The organism is Paraburkholderia sp. BGA-UO-ETr-F12 (genome assembly GCF_059567945.1).
Window position 1 is genome coordinate 29,437 of record NZ_JCAQOZ010000005.1, and the last position, 14,570, is coordinate 44,006.

Here is a 14,570-nt window from a genome sequence, read left to right on the forward strand (position 1 = left end):
TGCTCGCCCACATTGATCGCGCCGCCGAATCACCTTCACACACCCTCAACCCTTTATCAAGCAGCCCACCGACCATGCCGCTCTCCCCGCAACAGGACATTCTCGAGATCGCTCAGGACACCTCCGTGCTCCGTTTCGCGCCGCAAGCCGGTGGCCGTCTCTTGTCGTGGACCATCGACGACAAAGAGGTGATCCATTGGCCCGAAAACGCCGACTGGAGCCAACCCGCGAGAATTCGTGGCGGCAACCCGCTGCTCTTCCCGTTTCTCGGCCGGCATCGTGTCGACGGCAAGATCGGCTACTGGCGTGACGCACAAGGCACGGTGCGCGCATTGCCGATGCACGGCTTTGCCCGCGATCTGCCTTTCGAAGCCCACGCGGACGTGAACGGCGCCGGCTTGCGCATGACCCTCACCGATAGCGACGCGACACGCGCTGGCTATCCGTTCGGTTTCCGCTTCGAGGCAATCTACCGGCTTGCCGATACGCATGCGCTGGACGTCACGCTAAGCACGACCAACACCGGCAACACGCGGCTGCCCTATTACGCGGGTCATCACTTCTATTTCACGCTGCCGCACACGCAACGCGCCGAAACCTCGCTGGAACTGCCGCGCACCGAGCGGCGTTATCAGCAGGACGATGGCTCGATCAGCGCCGCCGAGCCGGGCGCAGCGCGCTACACGTTCGACGAGGCGCGCATTCAGGATCGCTTCCATTGTCTCGTCGGTGAGCCGGACCAACCCGTGCGCGTGGTCGCGCCAGGTCTGAACCGGCTCATCACGATCGATCTGCAACGGCCGGACTCGCTGCCCTGGTACGCGGTCACGACATGGACCGAAGCCGCGGACTCGGACTTCTTCTGCGTCGAGCCGTGGCTGGGCCTGCCGGACGCGATCCACAACGGCATGGGGTTGCGCTGGCTCGAAGCAGGCGAAACCGAAACGGCGACGCTGCGTATTACCGTCAGCGAGAACGTCGCTGATAACACCGGCAAGCCGCGCTGATTGCCGATTTTCCGCACCTTGCTACGTGCCGGATTACGCGGCGTTCGCCGCGTAATCCGGTGTACGCACCCGCCTCGACATCCGTTTTTCGGGTGCTGCAGCGCAAAACCGTTAGAATCGGACGCTTTGCACTTACCTGCCGCGTGATCAGGATCGGCGCGTGGCAGCGCTTTGCGAGGTCCAATGCTCAACAGAACAAGAATGGTGAAACGGCTCGCCTGCGCGTCGTTATTGGCGGTGCTCGCTGCGTGCGGCTCCGCTCCGGTGGGACCTGGTTTTTATCGCGTCGAACGGGGCGATACGCTGTCGAAGATCGCGCGCAGCAACCGGCAATCGGTGCAAAGCATCGCGCGCTGGAACAATTTGACCAACCCGGACAGCATCGAGGTGGGCCAGGTGCTGCGCGTCGCGCCACCGGGCAATGCTGCATCGCCCACGAGCGGGGCGGTCCGCAGCAGCGGCGCAGGCAGTGCTAGCGCTTCAACTGCGCCGCGCCCGGCGCCTGCCGATAGCTCGCCGTCGCCCGCGCCGGCTTCGACCATATCGCTGGTATGGCCGGCCGACGGCACGATAATCCGGCGCTTCGACGGCGGCAATTCGAAGGGCATCGACATTTCGGCGGCAGCAGGCACCCCGGTGGTCGCCGCGGCGGCCGGCACCGTGGTCTATGCGGGTAACGGCTTGCGCGGTTATGGCAACCTGCTGATCATCAAGCACAATGCCGAGTATCTGACCGCCTATGCGCACAACCGCGTACTGCTGGTGAAAGAAGGGCAGTCCGTTGCGCGCGGCGAGAAAATCGCTGAAATGGGCGACACCGATACCGATCGTGTCATGCTGCACTTCGAACTGCGTTATCAGGGCCGCTCGATCGACCCGTCACGGGCCTTGCCGCCGCGCTAGCCGTCCGCTGCGTCAGGCACGCGCCCTGCAACCGTCGAGGGAACCGGGCACGCTGTAACACGCTCCATCCTATGCATGACGTGGCCTCGGCCACGTCCTCCCCGTCACCTGTAAGGAACCTGCAATGAAGAGCGCACTCGCGTCCTTTACAACGGCCGCGGCGATCGGCCTCGGTCTGCTGACCCTCGGCAGCCTCGGCGGCTGCTCCAGCACGACCACGATGACTTACTTGCCGAGCGGCGACACGGGCTTTGCGATCAACTGCAGCGGCAGCGACGCGAGCTCCAGTTGGGCCGAGTGCTATAAGCGCGCCGGCCAGGTCTGCGGCAACTATGGCTACGACGTCATTTCGAAAGACGTCGACAACGGCGCGACCTCGGGCGGTACGGTCGGCGGAATTTTCGGAGCGAACGTCAAAAACCGCTCGATGGTGATTCGCTGCAAGCAGTGAAGGCGAGACAAAACCCAATAACGGACAGGGCGCAACGCTAGCGCGAGCGGCGCCGCCAGCGTCCGGAACGCGGGTCGATGCGCGCAGCGAATGCGAACAGCAGACCGAGCGCAATCGGCCAGATGCCGAGGAAGATGGTCAACCAGGCCATGATCATTGCAAGCGAAAAGTAATTTTCAATGATCCGTGCCACGTGTGAATTCGTGGTGACGCCGGCTTGAAACGGCTGTGACCAGGCAAAAAAAAGCCCGGCACGAGGCCGGGCGAACGGGGGTTCGGCGCATATCGGCAAAGGACCGGTTCACCATGCGCCAAAACGGAATCTAACAACCTGCTTTTACAAGCGCAATCTATTAATTGCACTGAAAATGTGACGCGGCGTACGGAATCCGCATTATGTGAATGAAAATGTCGGAAATAAGCGAGCTGAATACCCCGATCCATTGCGGACGAAACGGCACGCAAACGGCAACACGAAAAACCCACGCGTTGCCGTAATGCCTTATGAATCAATCATCTGCCCGCACTGCACCGGAAAGGCCTGACGAAAGCGATTCCCCGATTCCCGCGCGCCGCGCCCAGTATGATCCGGACGCTTTATGCCTTGCGAACCTTTGGTGCGCCAACGCACCATACTAATCTACTAGTGAATATCGGGCGATCGAATAAAGAGTCGCCTTCCGCCCAACGCATTCGCGAACGGCGAATATATTAAAATAATTGTCAGATCAACTGACAAATCGCAAAGCTTAAAATCAGCCGCGGTTAATGAATCGATAAATCGGATGATAGGCGCGAGTCGCCATTCGTTCAAGCTGGCCGAATGGCTAAACCCAGCCAACTCGAACTGGCGATCACATGACACGCAGGCCCAGTTCGGTCACCAGCACCGCCGCCTGCTGATGCGAAATCGTCGCGCCTTTGAAAAGCGCCGCATCGACGAGCCGCACGCCGCTCAGGTCAGCCTCGCGCAGGTCCGCACCGTCAAAACGCGCACCTTTCAGATGCGCATCTTTCAGGCTGCCGCCGTCGAAAATCGCCTCGCGGAAGTCGACACCGGCCAGATCGGCATCGGAGAAATCGAGTTGCTGCAGCGTGGCCTTGCGAAACGACAGGCCGCGCAAATGCGCCCCCACCAGCAAGGTTTCGACGAAGCTCAAACCGAGCGCCGTACAGGCTTCGAAGTTGGCGCCAGTCAGCTTGCAACTGTGAAACGACGCCGAGGCAAGCTTGGTGCGCCGCCAACTGGTGTTGTTCAGGTCGCTCGACTGAAACGCCGCGTCGACCAGATCGGCCGACGCAAAATCCGCCTCGCGGCCACGACACCGGACCCAGCGGGTGTGGGACAGCAGCGCGCCGAAAAATGACGTCTCGACAATCGTGCAGCGATGAAATTCGGCGCCGCGCAGATCGAGTCGCGACAGATCGGCGCCTTCGAAATCGCAATCCGTGAAATGGAGCGGCTCTTTAGTCCCCGCGGCGCTCGCAGCGATAAGGCGTTCCACGTCGGCGCGCGTGAGTGTGACGCCAACCAACCCGTGAGCTTGTGCGTCCGAAGCCGGCGCCGTTGAATCCAGTGACATGAAGGTTCAAAATGATTTTCGAAAGACCTCAAGCGTACCGGAACGCGCGCCGCCCTGGCGACCCGTGCCGATGGTTTATAGTAACGGCCCCGTCAGAACCCGCTTACGATGACTTCCAACGACGCCACTCATAGCCCGCTGTATGCCAAGCTGCTCGCCGAAACCGCCAGGATCGGCTGGGTCGAACTCGAACGCTTTTTTGCGCGCGGCATACTGCTGCGCGTTGCGCGCGATATCGATCTGGTGAGCGTCGCGGAGGCCATTGCCAGCGACGACACCACACAAGTCACGCAATGGTTGTCGGCCGGCCTCGTCGAGCGTGTGCAGGCGGAAACCGCCGCTGATTTCGCGGCGCGCGATCCCGATCTGTGGGCCGTGGTCGTCTCGCCGTGGGTATGCGTGCAGGAACGTAATTGAGCGACCCGGCGCAGGCCCCGAACGAAGTCCCCCTGGCGGGCGGCGCGGCCGCGACGCCACCCGCGGTTCCGGTGCGCTGGCACCGCCGGGTGCTGACGCTGGCGTTCCCCATCGTCCTCGCCAATCTGACGCAGCCGATTCTCGGCGCGGTCGACACCGCGGTTGCCGGCCATCTGAACGGCGCTTCCTATCTTGGCGGCGTGGCCCTTGGCGGTCTGTTCTTCAACTTCGTGTTCTGGGGCTTTGGCTTCCTGCGCATGGGCACCACCGGTCTCGTCGCGCAAGCGCACGGCGCGGGCGACCATGCCGAATTGCGCAACACAGTCGTACGCGCGCTGTTGCTCGCGGCAGTAATCGGTGCAGCGGTGCTTCTGCTGCAAATGCCGCTGATCGGCTACGCGTTGCGCGCGATCGGCGGCAGCGACGCAGTGCAACGCCACGCGCAAATCTATTGTCACGCGCGCATCTGGGCCGCGCCGCTCGCGCTCGGCAATTATGTGGCGCTCGGCTGGCTGCTCGGCACGCAGAAAGTTCGGCTGGCGCTACTCTCGCAAGTCTTCATCAACAGCGTGAATATCGCAGCGGTGCTGCTGTACGTGTACGTATTCGATTGGGCTGTGGCCGGCATCGGCGCGGCCACGGCTACGGCCGATGCGCTCGGCTTCATCCTCAGCGCTGCATTGTTGTGGCACGGCAGACCGCGTGGCCTGCCCGCGCTGAACCGCGCCGCCCTCTTCGACACTGCCGCGCTCAAACGTCTCGTCGTGCTGAATCGCGATATCTTTGTGCGCACGCTCTGCCTGCTTTCGTCGTTCGGCTGGTTCGCGCATCTCGGTGCGAGGCAGGGTGACGTCACGCTTGCCGCCAACGCGCTGCTGCTCAACTTTCAGACCTTCATGGCCTATGGACTCGATGGCTTCGCGCACGCCGCAGAAGCGCTGGTAGGCGCTGCGATCGGCGCGCGCGACCGGCACGCTTTCGCGCAGGCCGTCAGGGTGACGGCGCTGTGGTCCGCCCTCGGCGCACTGGGCTTCTCGCTGGTGTACTGGGGCGCGGGATCATGGATCATCGGCGGCCTGACCAATCAGGCAGCGGTGCGTGCCACGGCCGAAACCTATCTGCCGTGGGCTGCGCTGTTGCCGGTGATCTCCGTCTGGGGATTTCTGCTCGACGGCGTGTTCATCGGCGCCACGCGCACGCATGAACTGATGATATCGATGATGCTGTCGTTTGCGGTGTTCGTCGTGGCTTCGTGGGCCTTGCTGGCGCTATACGGCAATCACGGTTTGTGGGCCGCCATGCTGATCTTCATGGCGGCGCGCGGCCTCACGCTTGCGCGCTTCCTGCCGGGCGTTGTACGCGGCATGGCAGGCGTCGCCGCGTGAGCTCTGCTGCAGCGTCCGGCGTGCCGACGGTGCATGGTTTTGTCTTAGGAACGCGCACGTCGTGGTCCCTCCGCCGCGGATGAACGGCACACCATGCGTTCATTCCCGCAACGCCGTACACGGTTATTTACGGCTTGAAACAAGCGCACACATATCGCGCGCACACCGCGCCCTAGAATGACCACAGCCCGCGCTCTCCGCGCAAACAGTCTGCGCGGGTCAGAAGCACCGGCGTGCCCGCGCCGGCGCTTCGCTTTTGTTACCAGCAGGCGCTCAGGGCGCTGGCGCTATCACAGGCGGGCGGTCGTCGGTAGGTACGCCGTGGTAATCGACGGGATCTTTCGGCGGCGGCCCGCCATGATGCCCGGAAACATCGTTGGCACAGCCGGCGAGTCCGGCGGTCAGCATCAGCGCAATCAATAAAACGCGGTTCATAGACTCTCGATACAGAATGACGATAACGGCAATGAAGCGCCGAGAGTCTACCTGCAATTCGCGTCCGACGAAGTCGCCGTAAGCAGTCTCCCACCTCCCATTTTGTTACGCGTGACCTACTATAAAGGCACAGTTGCGTGTCATAGGAGACTGCCATGGACGCTGAATCGATCGCAGGTCTGATCGGACTTGCAATAGGTCTGCTCGTGTTGCTCGCCCTGTCGATTTTCGAAGCGAGGACCTACAGACGCGAACACGACGGCGAAGGCTTCCTGCACCACTGGATCGCGCACCAGCACATGCCGCACTGGATGCGCCGCCGGCATTGAGAGGACAACCTTCGTCGACGGCGAGGCCTTTTTTCACTCCGACGCAATTCGTGGTTGACTCTGGCACCTAATGCCACGTAGAATCTCGGATTCGTCGGAGCGTAGCGCAGCCTGGTAGCGCATCTGATTTGGGATCAGAGGGTCGAAGGTTCGAATCCTTTCGCTCCGACCACGAAAAAGCAATACGAAACCCGCGTCGCCTCCGGCTTCGCGGGTTTTTGCTTTTGGCGTCCAGTAGTACCCCGGGGCCCAGGCGCATTTGCTACCTCATGCTCACCCCCTCATAGCCGCCGACGGCGGCATACGCCCGCACCGATACTCCTCACCCGTCCTCACCCGCGCCACCGCCTTGCGCCCTCACGAGCGCGCATGCGACAGTGATTGATATCCGGCGCCGCTATTCACGCCGCAACCAGCGTCAAGGAGACACGCATGAATCTGATCCTCTGGCGTCACGCCGAAGCCGAAGATTTCGCCCCGAGCGATCTCGCCCGTGCGCTGACCACGAAGGGCCGCAAACAGGCGCAAAACGTCGCCAAATGGCTACGCACCCGCCTGCCCGACGATGCCATCGTCCTGGCGAGTCCCGCCGTGCGCACGGTGCAGACGGCGGAAACCTTGAGCGATCAGTATCGCGTGGTGCGCGAACTCGCGCCCAACGCCAGCGTGGACGACGTGCTCACGGCCGCCGGCTGGTCAAAAGGCATTGCGCCGACTGTTGTGATCGTCGGCCATCAACCGACCCTCGGCCATGTTGCGGCGCGTCTGCTCGGCAACAGCGAAGCGAGCTGGCCGCTGAAGAAAGCCGGCCTCTGGTGGATCGAAAGCCGTGAACGCGACGGCGACGACCAGGCCGTGCTGCGCGCGGCAATGAGCCCGGACCTGGTCTAGGCCGGTCGCGCGGAAACAACACATACCGCGAACACCACCCGCGCGGCCCACGACATTACAAGCCGCGCGCGCGCAGCTTACGAGCCGTCACCTAATCGTCATGGCTTTGCCATGCGAGCGTCACCAGGCGTTACTACATTGGCGAAAAAAGAAATCCCCCTCTTTTCGACCAGGACGCCACATGCGAGAACTGCCGACGCCCACCCTGCCCCTGGCTTCCATCTTCGAAACGCGCCGTCTGCCGCGCGCCGAGGAGACGGTCACCGCCCAGCATCGCCTGCAAGTCACATGGGCACGCACCGACGAGGAACTGCGCGAGGCCCAGCGTCTGCGCTACCGTGTATTCGCCGATGAAATGGGTGCCCGCCTGACGGGTCCGGCCGGCCTCGACGTCGATGCATTCGACTCATACTGCGATCACCTGCTGGTGCGCGATCTCGACACGCTGAAGGTGGTCGGCACCTATCGCGCACTGCCGCCGCACCAGGCCGCCCGTATCGGGCGCCTGTATGCGGAAAGCGAATTCGACGTGTCGCGTCTCACACACCTGCGCGCGAAAATGGTCGAAGTGGGCCGCTCCTGCGTGCACCCGGACTATCGCAGCGGCTCGGTAATCATGTCGCTGTGGGCCGGCCTCGCCGCTTACATGAAGCACAACAGCTACGAGACGATGCTCGGCTGCGCGAGCGTCGCGATGGTCGACGGTGGCCACTACGCAGCGAATCTTTACTGCTCGCTGCGCGACAACGCGCTGACGGCGCCGGAATATCGCGCGTTTGCGCATACGCCGTTGCCGGTCGAAGAACTGCAGACCGGCGCCGACGTTGCACCGCCGCCGCTCGTGAAAGGTTATCTGCGCCTCGGCGCGAAGATCTGCGGCGCGCCGGCATGGGATCCCGACTTCAATACCGCGGACTTTCTGACGCTGTTGCGCCTCACGGATATCAACGCGCGTTACGCACGGCACTTCCTCGGCGACGCCTCGCCGCGCTAAGCATCATAAGCATCGAGCAAGCCCGCGCGCACCAGCGGGCAGCTTCAGCCGGCTGACGATGCAGATAAAAAAAGCCCGGCGAATCCGCCGGGCTTTTCATTTACAACGCATCGATTTCAATCGTCGGTGTAGACCACACGATACGGAATGCCAACCTTCTCCCATTCCGCGGCCTCCTGGATCAGGCTGTAATCGGTCAGCGGATTGTTAGCCACCCATTCGTTCGGCAAACGCACCTCATAACCGCCGTTGACCTGCGCAACCGCGATACCCGGCAGGCCGACATCCGCACGCCGGCGGCACAGCAGCGCTGCCAGCCGCAGACAGAACAACAACGGCCATTCCACTTCGCGCGTTTGCGACAGCTTGCCGAGCTTGCCGGCGTGACCGAGCACCAGCGCGGCAAGCCGCGCCTGATCGGTGCGCGAAAACCCCGGCATATCGGCGTTGCTGGCGATATAGGCCGAATGCTTGTGATAGGCGCTGTGGGAAATCGACAAGCCGATTTCGTGCAAGGCCGCAGCCCAACCGAGGAACATGCGGTTCTCGGCGCGCCGCTCCTCATCCGGCTCGGCAAACTGGTCGTAAAAGCGCACCGCAAGTTCACCGATACGCCCGGCCTGCGCACGGTCCACGCCATAACGGCGCATGAAGCCTTCCACCGTCAGCGTACGCATGTCCTCGTGCTGCGCGCGGCCCAGCAAGTCGTACAGCACGCCGAGGCGCAGCGCGCCGTCTGTCGTATCGACGTAATCCACGCCGAGTTCGTCGAACACGGCGATCATGATCGACAGACCGCCTGCCAGCACCGGAATGCGATCGGCCTTCAGCGCGATCAACTTCAGACGATTGACGTTCTCAGCCTTGATCAGCGCGCGTTTGAGACGCTCGAGCCCACCGCGCGAGATACCGTGCGTGATGCCCGGATCATTGAAGCCGTTTGCCTCGACCAGTTCCGCGAGCGCCCGCGCGGTGCCGGACGAGCCAATGGCCTGTTCCCACCCGGTTTTTTTGTACTCCGAGGAAATGATCTGAATTTCCCGGCTTGCGGCGAGTTCAGCCTGGCGCATCGTGTATTCGTCGACATTGCCGGCCGGGAAAAACGCGCGGCTGTGGCTCACGCAGCCGATATACAGGCTCTCCATCTTGATCGGCGTGTAGTGCGAACCGATGATGAATTCCGTCGAACCGCCGCCGATATCCACCACGAGACGCTTGCCCGCGCTGGCAGGCACGGAGTGTGCAGCGCCCGCATAAATCAGACGCGCTTCCTCGCGTCCGGCGATCACTTCGATCGGGAAGCCGAGTGCCGCTTGCGCCTCACCGAGAAACTCATTGGCGTTCTTGGCGATGCGCAGCGTATTGGTGGCGACGGCGCGCACATGGTCCGGATGAAAGTCGCGCAAGCGCTCGCCGAAACGCTTGAGCGCGTCCCAGCCGCGCACTTGCGAGGCGCGGTCGAGCATCTTGTCGCGCGACAGACCGGCGGCAAGACGCACCGGCTCGCGCAATGCGTCGACCTGATAGATCTGGCTGCCTGCATCGGTTTCCTCTACCCGGCCGACGATCAGCCGGAAGCTGTTCGAGCCGAGGTCGACGGCGGCAAGCAGTTGTGGAGTATTGACCATCGAGTAAGCGAACTCCGTGCGCGCGTGTGCGGCGGCGTTGGATGCGCAAGGCGCCGGATGTCCATTCGGTGCCTTGGACGCCTTATGGCCGGCCGCGCGGTTGAAAGACGCCATTCTAAGCGTACCGGGCCTCACGATGTCGCCTCGCAGTAATGGGGGTGCCCTATGCTCCCACATACACTGCGTCACAATTACGACACGTGACGATTACGGCGTAGAATTTATAACATTCCGAATGTCATAACAACGTCATCATACTGTGAGAATTTCCGAGCGTCTTTTCGTCTCCCTTCCTGACATTCCATTCTCGCTGCCGATGTCCATCCGCTACCCCTTATTGAATCGCGAGCTGGGCATTCTGGGTTTCAACGAGCGTGTGTTGGCACAAGCCGCCGACCCCGCCGTCCCTTTGCTCGAACGCCTGCGCTTCATCTGCATCACCAGTAGCAACCTCGACGAATTCTTCGAAGTCCGCATGGCCGGACTGCAGGAACAGATGCGCGACAACCCCGGCGCGATGTCGCCGGACGGCATGTCGCTGCAGCACGTATACGACCTCGTGGTCGAGCGCGCGCAGCGGCTCGTGCATCGTCAGTACACCATGCTGAACGACACGGTGTTCCCCGCGCTCGAAACAGAAGGTATCTATTTTCACGGCACTGAAGCGTGGAACGAAGCGCAGACCGAATGGGCGCGCAATTACTTCTTCGACGAACTGCTGCCGGTACTTACGCCGATCGGCCTCGATCCGGCTCACCCGTTTCCGCGCGTGCTCAACAAGAGCCTGAACTTCGTGGTCGAACTCGAAGGCAAGGATGCGTTCGGCCGCCAGGCGATGATGGGCATCGTGCAGGCGCCGCGCGCCCTGCCCCGGCTCGTGCGCATGCCGCAGGAACTGTCGGGCTATCCGCATGGTTTCGTGCTGCTTAGCTCGTTGCTGCAGCGCTTTGTCGGCGAGCTGTTTCCGAATCTGGTGGTGCGCACCTGCAATCAGTTTCGCATCACGCGCAATAGCGAACTGTTCGTCGACGAAGACGAAATCACCAATCTGCGGGTCGCACTGCAAGGTGAACTGCCGGCCCGGCATCTGGGCAACGCGGTGCGGCTCGAAGTGTCGGCGGATACGCCCACGCACGTCGTGCGGCGCCTGCTCGACGAAAGCAGCCTGACCACCAAGGATTGCTACTTCGCCAACGGCCCCGTCAATCTGGTGCGCCTGATGCAGTTGCCGGAGATGGTGGACCGGCCCGATCTGAAATTCGTGCCGCATATCCCAGCGATTCCGGCGCAGATCGCCAACAGTGCGAGCATGTTCGATGTGATCGACCACGGCGATGTGCTGCTCCATCATCCTTACGAAAGCTTTCAACCGGTGCTCGAATTGCTGCTACAGGCGGCCAAAGACCCGAACGTGATGGCCATCAAGCAGACCATCTACCGCACCGGCACCGATTCCCCGCTGATGGACGCGCTGATGCAGGCGGCGCGCAACGGCAAGGAAGTGACCGTGGTGGTCGAACTGCTCGCGCGCTTCGACGAGGAAACCAATATCAATTGGGCGTCGCAGCTTGAAGCGGTGGGCGCGCACGTCGTGTACGGCGTGGTGGGTCACAAATGCCACGCGAAGATGATGCTGATCGTGCGGCGGGTATCGTGCGGCGGCAAGACCACGCTCAAGCGTTACGTGCATCTGGGCACCGGCAATTATCATCCGCGCACCGCGCGCCTTTATACCGACTTCGCCCTGATGACCGCGGATCAGCAGATCTGCGAAGACGTGCACCACGTGTTCCAGCAACTGACCGGCATCGGCGGCGAACTGAAACTGCACGAGTTGTGGCAGTCGCCCTTCACGCTGCATCCGAAACTGGTCGAGGCGATTCGCGCGGAAGCGGCTCACGCGCGCGCCGGCAAAAAGGCGCGCATCGTCGCGAAGATGAACGCGCTGCTTGAACCCACCGTGATCGCCGAGTTGTACGAGGCCTCGCAGGCCGGCGTGAAGATCGATCTGATCGTGCGCGGCGTGTGTTCGTTGCAGCCGGGCGTGCCGGGTTTGTCGGAGAACATCACCGTGCGTTCGATTGTCGGGCGCTTCCTCGAGCATCATCGCATTTTCTATTTCTACGACGACGGCAAGGAACAGGTGTATCTGTCGAGCGCCGACTGGATGGACCGCAACTTCTTCCGGCGCGTGGAAGTGGCGTTTCCGATCAACAACCGTCGCCTGAAACGGCGTGTGATTGCCGAAGGCCTGTCGGCGTTTCTCGGCGACAACCAGTCCGCGTGGCTCATGCAAAGCGACGGTCACTATAGGCGCCGGCGGCCGGGCAAATCCTCGCGCAATGCACAGATGAGTCTGCTGGCGAAATTCTGTTCGTGAGCGCGTGGTCGCGTTCGCTCGCCACATAACGGCGACGCGCATAAAAAGAGCCCGCCTTTGCTACAGGCGGGCTTTTTTTCGGACCACGACTCCTAAACCGGCGCTGGTTGCCGACGCGCCGTGCGATATGCCGGGAAGCGCACGGTGAACGTGCTGCCCCGCCCTTCTTCGCTCTTCACGTCAAGTTGCGCATCGTGCCGTTGCAGCACATGCTTGACGATGGCGAGACCTAGCCCCGTCCCGCCCGTATCCCGCGAACGGCTACGGTCGACGCGATAAAAGCGCTCGGTCAGACGGGGAATATCCGCGGCCGGAATCCCCAGGCCGCTGTCCGTGACCGAGAAAACCGCACTGCCGCCGTTGCTGTGCCAGGTCACCGTGATCGCTCCGCCGTCCGGTGTATAGCGAATCGCATTGGTCACGAGATTGCCGAGCGCGCTGAGTATTTCCGTTTCCATGCCGGTGACGGTGAGTCCTTCGTCGGCGTCGAACACGATGTTGTGATGGTCGCTCGACAGGCTTTGCGCGTCGTCCTTCAGATGGCGCAACACCGCGCGCATATCGATCATCTGATCGCTCGGCGGCTTGTTGTCGCCTTCGAGTTTCGCGAGCACCAGCAAGTCGTTGACGATATGGCGCATGCGCGAGGCCTGCTGCTCCATCAACTCGAGGTAGCGCGCACGCTCAGCTTCGCCTAACGGCAATTCTCGCATCGTCTCGAGAAAACCGGACAGCACGGTCAGCGGCGTCTTCAATTCGTGCGAGACATTGGCGACAAAATCGCGCCGCATCGCGTCGGTACGTTCGAGCTCGGTGATGTCTTGCGACAGCACCAGCTTGCGATTTTCACCGTACGGAAACACCTGCACCGACAGCACGTTCTGACGCTTGTCGCCCATGCCGCGCATGATCAGCATCTGTTCGTAGCGCTGCGAATTCAGGTAACGCACGAAATCCGGCTGGCGTACCAGATGGGTGATGTGCTGGCGCAGATCGCGTTTCGCGTCGAGCCCGAAATGAAGTTCGGAGATCGCGTTGCACCACTCGATCTGATCGTGATCGTCGAGCATCGCCACGCCGTTCGGCGACGCCTGGATCGCCTGGATAAAACGCGAATGCTGCTGCTCGACCTGGCGCACCTGCGCATGCCAGCGCTTCGCGAGCTTATGCAGACGGTAGTAGATTTCGCCCCAGATGCCGGGGGCGCTCGGCACTTCCCCGTAGACCGGCGCATCGAGCAAACGCCACAAGCGCTGCTTGTGAAAGGTGCTGAACAGAGTTTGCGCGAGCAGCATGACGATCGCGAGGATCAGCCCTGCCTTGACGTTCACGAGTGCGCCGACCACTACGCACAGAACAGCCAGCAGCACGACCGACACGATGGAACGTGCCCAGATGATGTTCATGTTCTAGCGATCGAAGAGAAAGGTACTACCGCGAACTCAGGCGTCAGGCGCTCTTCGCGAGCCGGTAGCCGCTGCCGCGCACCGTCTCAATCATAGCATCGCATCCGGCGGGCTTGAGCGCCGCGCGCAAACGCTTGATGTGCACGTCGACCGTGCGCTCTTCGACGAACACGTGATCGCCCCACACCTGATCGAGCAATTGCGTGCGGCTGTGCACGCGCTCGGGGTGCGTCATGAAGAAGTGCAGCAAACGGAACTCGGTCGGACCGAGATCGAGCTTGATTTCGCTGCCTTCCGCGTGCGCGGCGACGCGATGCGTTGCCGGGTCGAGCTTCAGACCGTTGATCGCCACGAGGTCTTCGGTCAACTGCGGCGCACGGCGGCGCAACACCGCCTTGATACGCGCCATCAGTTCCTTCGGCGAAAACGGCTTGGTGACGTAGTCGTCCGCACCGATTTCGAGGCCGAGCACCTTGTCCTGTTCATCGCCACGCGCGGTCAGCATGATGATCGGAATGTGCTTGGTGCGTTCGTTGTTGCGCAGATCGCGGGCGAACGCAATGCCTGACTTGCCCGGCAACATCCAGTCGAGCAGGACGAGGTCGGGCAGTACGTCGCTGATCAGGTTCTGCGCCTGCTCCGCGTTGTACGCGCGAATCGGGCAGTGTCCGGCGTGTTGAAGATTGACCGAAATCAATTCGGAAATGGCGGGCTCATCTTCAATGACGAGAATGCTGCTGGGCATCGGCACCTCTGATCCT

The 14,570-nt window shown here is 62.1% G+C and carries 14 protein-coding genes and 1 tRNA gene; 10 read left to right on the forward strand and 5 right to left on the reverse strand.

Annotated features, from left to right (window positions below; all coding sequences use genetic code 11):
• Window positions 1–74 precede the first annotated feature (74 nt).
• The 3 genes from AC57B6_RS00875 (at window position 75) to AC57B6_RS00885 (ending at window position 2,361) form a co-directional block, all read left to right on the forward strand.
• The gene (locus tag AC57B6_RS00875; protein WP_496420563.1) at window positions 75–1,007 is read left to right on the forward strand and encodes an aldose epimerase family protein; all 933 of its coding nucleotides are present in this window, start codon (window positions 75–77) and stop codon (window positions 1,005–1,007) included.
• Between the two features lie 183 nt (window positions 1,008–1,190).
• Window positions 1,191–1,910, forward strand: a complete 720-nt coding sequence (locus AC57B6_RS00880) for a peptidoglycan DD-metalloendopeptidase family protein (RefSeq protein WP_252888271.1) — start codon at window positions 1,191–1,193, stop codon at window positions 1,908–1,910.
• A 124-nt stretch (window positions 1,911–2,034) separates the two neighbouring features.
• The gene (locus AC57B6_RS00885) at window positions 2,035–2,361 is read left to right on the forward strand and encodes a hypothetical protein (RefSeq protein WP_030101370.1); all 327 of its coding nucleotides are present in this window, start codon (window positions 2,035–2,037) and stop codon (window positions 2,359–2,361) included.
• 37 nt (window positions 2,362–2,398) lie between these two features.
• Here AC57B6_RS00885 and AC57B6_RS00890 read toward each other — a convergent pair whose 3' ends face one another.
• Both AC57B6_RS00890 and AC57B6_RS00895 read right to left on the reverse strand, forming a co-directional pair.
• The gene (locus tag AC57B6_RS00890; RefSeq protein WP_158380690.1) at window positions 2,399–2,554 is read right to left on the reverse strand and encodes a hypothetical protein; all 156 of its coding nucleotides are present in this window, start codon (window positions 2,552–2,554) and stop codon (window positions 2,399–2,401) included.
• A 661-nt stretch (window positions 2,555–3,215) separates the two neighbouring features.
• On the reverse strand, window positions 3,216–3,944 hold the full coding sequence (locus AC57B6_RS00895) for a pentapeptide repeat-containing protein (protein WP_028199145.1): 729 nt from the start codon (window positions 3,942–3,944) through the stop codon (window positions 3,216–3,218).
• Window positions 3,945–4,052: 108 nt separating this feature from the next.
• Between AC57B6_RS00895 and AC57B6_RS00900 the strand changes: the two genes are divergently transcribed.
• The 6 genes from AC57B6_RS00900 to AC57B6_RS00925 all read left to right on the forward strand — a co-directional run bounded on the left by AC57B6_RS00900 (window position 4,053) and on the right by AC57B6_RS00925 (window position 8,395).
• Window positions 4,053–4,361, forward strand: a complete 309-nt coding sequence (locus tag AC57B6_RS00900) for a DUF2288 domain-containing protein (protein ID WP_028199146.1) — start codon at window positions 4,053–4,055, stop codon at window positions 4,359–4,361.
• A 32-nt stretch (window positions 4,362–4,393) separates the two neighbouring features.
• Window positions 4,394–5,746 carry an MATE family efflux transporter gene (locus AC57B6_RS00905; protein ID WP_496420590.1) on the forward strand — a complete coding sequence of 451 codons (1,353 nt, stop codon included), beginning with the start codon at window positions 4,394–4,396 and terminating at the stop codon, window positions 5,744–5,746.
• A gap of 590 nt (window positions 5,747–6,336) precedes the next feature.
• On the forward strand, window positions 6,337–6,510 hold the full coding sequence (locus tag AC57B6_RS00910) for a hypothetical protein (RefSeq protein ID WP_167346787.1): 174 nt from the start codon (window positions 6,337–6,339) through the stop codon (window positions 6,508–6,510).
• A 95-nt stretch (window positions 6,511–6,605) separates the two neighbouring features.
• Window positions 6,606–6,682, forward strand: a tRNA-Pro gene (locus AC57B6_RS00915).
• A 260-nt stretch (window positions 6,683–6,942) separates the two neighbouring features.
• Window positions 6,943–7,401 (forward strand): phosphohistidine phosphatase SixA, encoded by a 459-nt coding sequence (gene sixA, locus AC57B6_RS00920; RefSeq protein ID WP_028199148.1) that lies wholly within the window; start codon window positions 6,943–6,945, stop codon window positions 7,399–7,401.
• 181 nt (window positions 7,402–7,582) lie between these two features.
• Window positions 7,583–8,395: a GNAT family N-acetyltransferase gene (locus tag AC57B6_RS00925; RefSeq protein WP_028199149.1), complete on the forward strand. Its 813-nt coding sequence runs from the start codon at window positions 7,583–7,585 to the stop codon at window positions 8,393–8,395.
• Between the two features lie 116 nt (window positions 8,396–8,511).
• Here AC57B6_RS00925 and ppx read toward each other — a convergent pair whose 3' ends face one another.
• Window positions 8,512–10,137 carry an exopolyphosphatase gene (ppx, locus tag AC57B6_RS00930; RefSeq protein WP_046568231.1) on the reverse strand — a complete coding sequence of 542 codons (1,626 nt, stop codon included), beginning with the start codon at window positions 10,135–10,137 and terminating at the stop codon, window positions 8,512–8,514.
• A 202-nt stretch (window positions 10,138–10,339) separates the two neighbouring features.
• Here ppx and ppk1 point away from each other — a divergent pair, with 202 nt between their 5' ends.
• Entirely contained in the window at window positions 10,340–12,403 is a 2,064-nt protein-coding gene (gene ppk1, locus AC57B6_RS00935; RefSeq protein WP_496420564.1) for a polyphosphate kinase 1, read from the forward strand.
• A gap of 92 nt (window positions 12,404–12,495) precedes the next feature.
• On the opposite strand, the gene phoR is transcribed toward ppk1, so the two are convergent.
• The gene (phoR, locus tag AC57B6_RS00940) at window positions 12,496–13,809 is read right to left on the reverse strand and encodes a phosphate regulon sensor histidine kinase PhoR (protein ID WP_046568228.1); all 1,314 of its coding nucleotides are present in this window, start codon (window positions 13,807–13,809) and stop codon (window positions 12,496–12,498) included.
• Window positions 13,810–13,852: 43 nt separating this feature from the next.
• Window positions 13,853–14,554, reverse strand: coding sequence for a phosphate regulon transcriptional regulator PhoB (gene phoB / locus AC57B6_RS00945; protein ID WP_028199153.1), 702 nt, complete (start codon window positions 14,552–14,554; stop codon window positions 13,853–13,855).
• Window positions 14,555–14,570 lie beyond the last annotated feature (16 nt).

What these genes read in the sequence shown, in the direction of transcription:
- sixA (WP_028199148.1), top strand. Translation starts at nt 6,943, where the DNA reads ATGAATCTGATCCTCTGGCGTCACGCCGAAGCCGAAGATTTCGCCCCG.
- AC57B6_RS00875 (WP_496420563.1), top strand. Translation starts at nt 75, where the DNA reads ATGCCGCTCTCCCCGCAACAGGACATTCTCGAGATCGCTCAGGACACC.
- AC57B6_RS00885 (WP_030101370.1), top strand. Translation starts at nt 2,035, where the DNA reads ATGAAGAGCGCACTCGCGTCCTTTACAACGGCCGCGGCGATCGGCCTC.
- phoB (WP_028199153.1), bottom strand. Translation starts at nt 14,554, where the DNA reads ATGCCCAGCAGCATTCTCGTCATTGAAGATGAGCCCGCCATTTCCGAA.
- AC57B6_RS00895 (WP_028199145.1), bottom strand. Translation starts at nt 3,944, where the DNA reads ATGTCACTGGATTCAACGGCGCCGGCTTCGGACGCACAAGCTCACGGG.
- AC57B6_RS00925 (WP_028199149.1), top strand. Translation starts at nt 7,583, where the DNA reads ATGCGAGAACTGCCGACGCCCACCCTGCCCCTGGCTTCCATCTTCGAA.
- AC57B6_RS00880 (WP_252888271.1), top strand. Translation starts at nt 1,191, where the DNA reads ATGCTCAACAGAACAAGAATGGTGAAACGGCTCGCCTGCGCGTCGTTA.
- AC57B6_RS00910 (WP_167346787.1), top strand. Translation starts at nt 6,337, where the DNA reads ATGGACGCTGAATCGATCGCAGGTCTGATCGGACTTGCAATAGGTCTG.
- ppx (WP_046568231.1), bottom strand. Translation starts at nt 10,137, where the DNA reads ATGGCGTCTTTCAACCGCGCGGCCGGCCATAAGGCGTCCAAGGCACCG.
- phoR (WP_046568228.1), bottom strand. Translation starts at nt 13,809, where the DNA reads ATGAACATCATCTGGGCACGTTCCATCGTGTCGGTCGTGCTGCTGGCT.
- ppk1 (WP_496420564.1), top strand. Translation starts at nt 10,340, where the DNA reads ATGTCCATCCGCTACCCCTTATTGAATCGCGAGCTGGGCATTCTGGGT.
- AC57B6_RS00900 (WP_028199146.1), top strand. Translation starts at nt 4,053, where the DNA reads ATGACTTCCAACGACGCCACTCATAGCCCGCTGTATGCCAAGCTGCTC.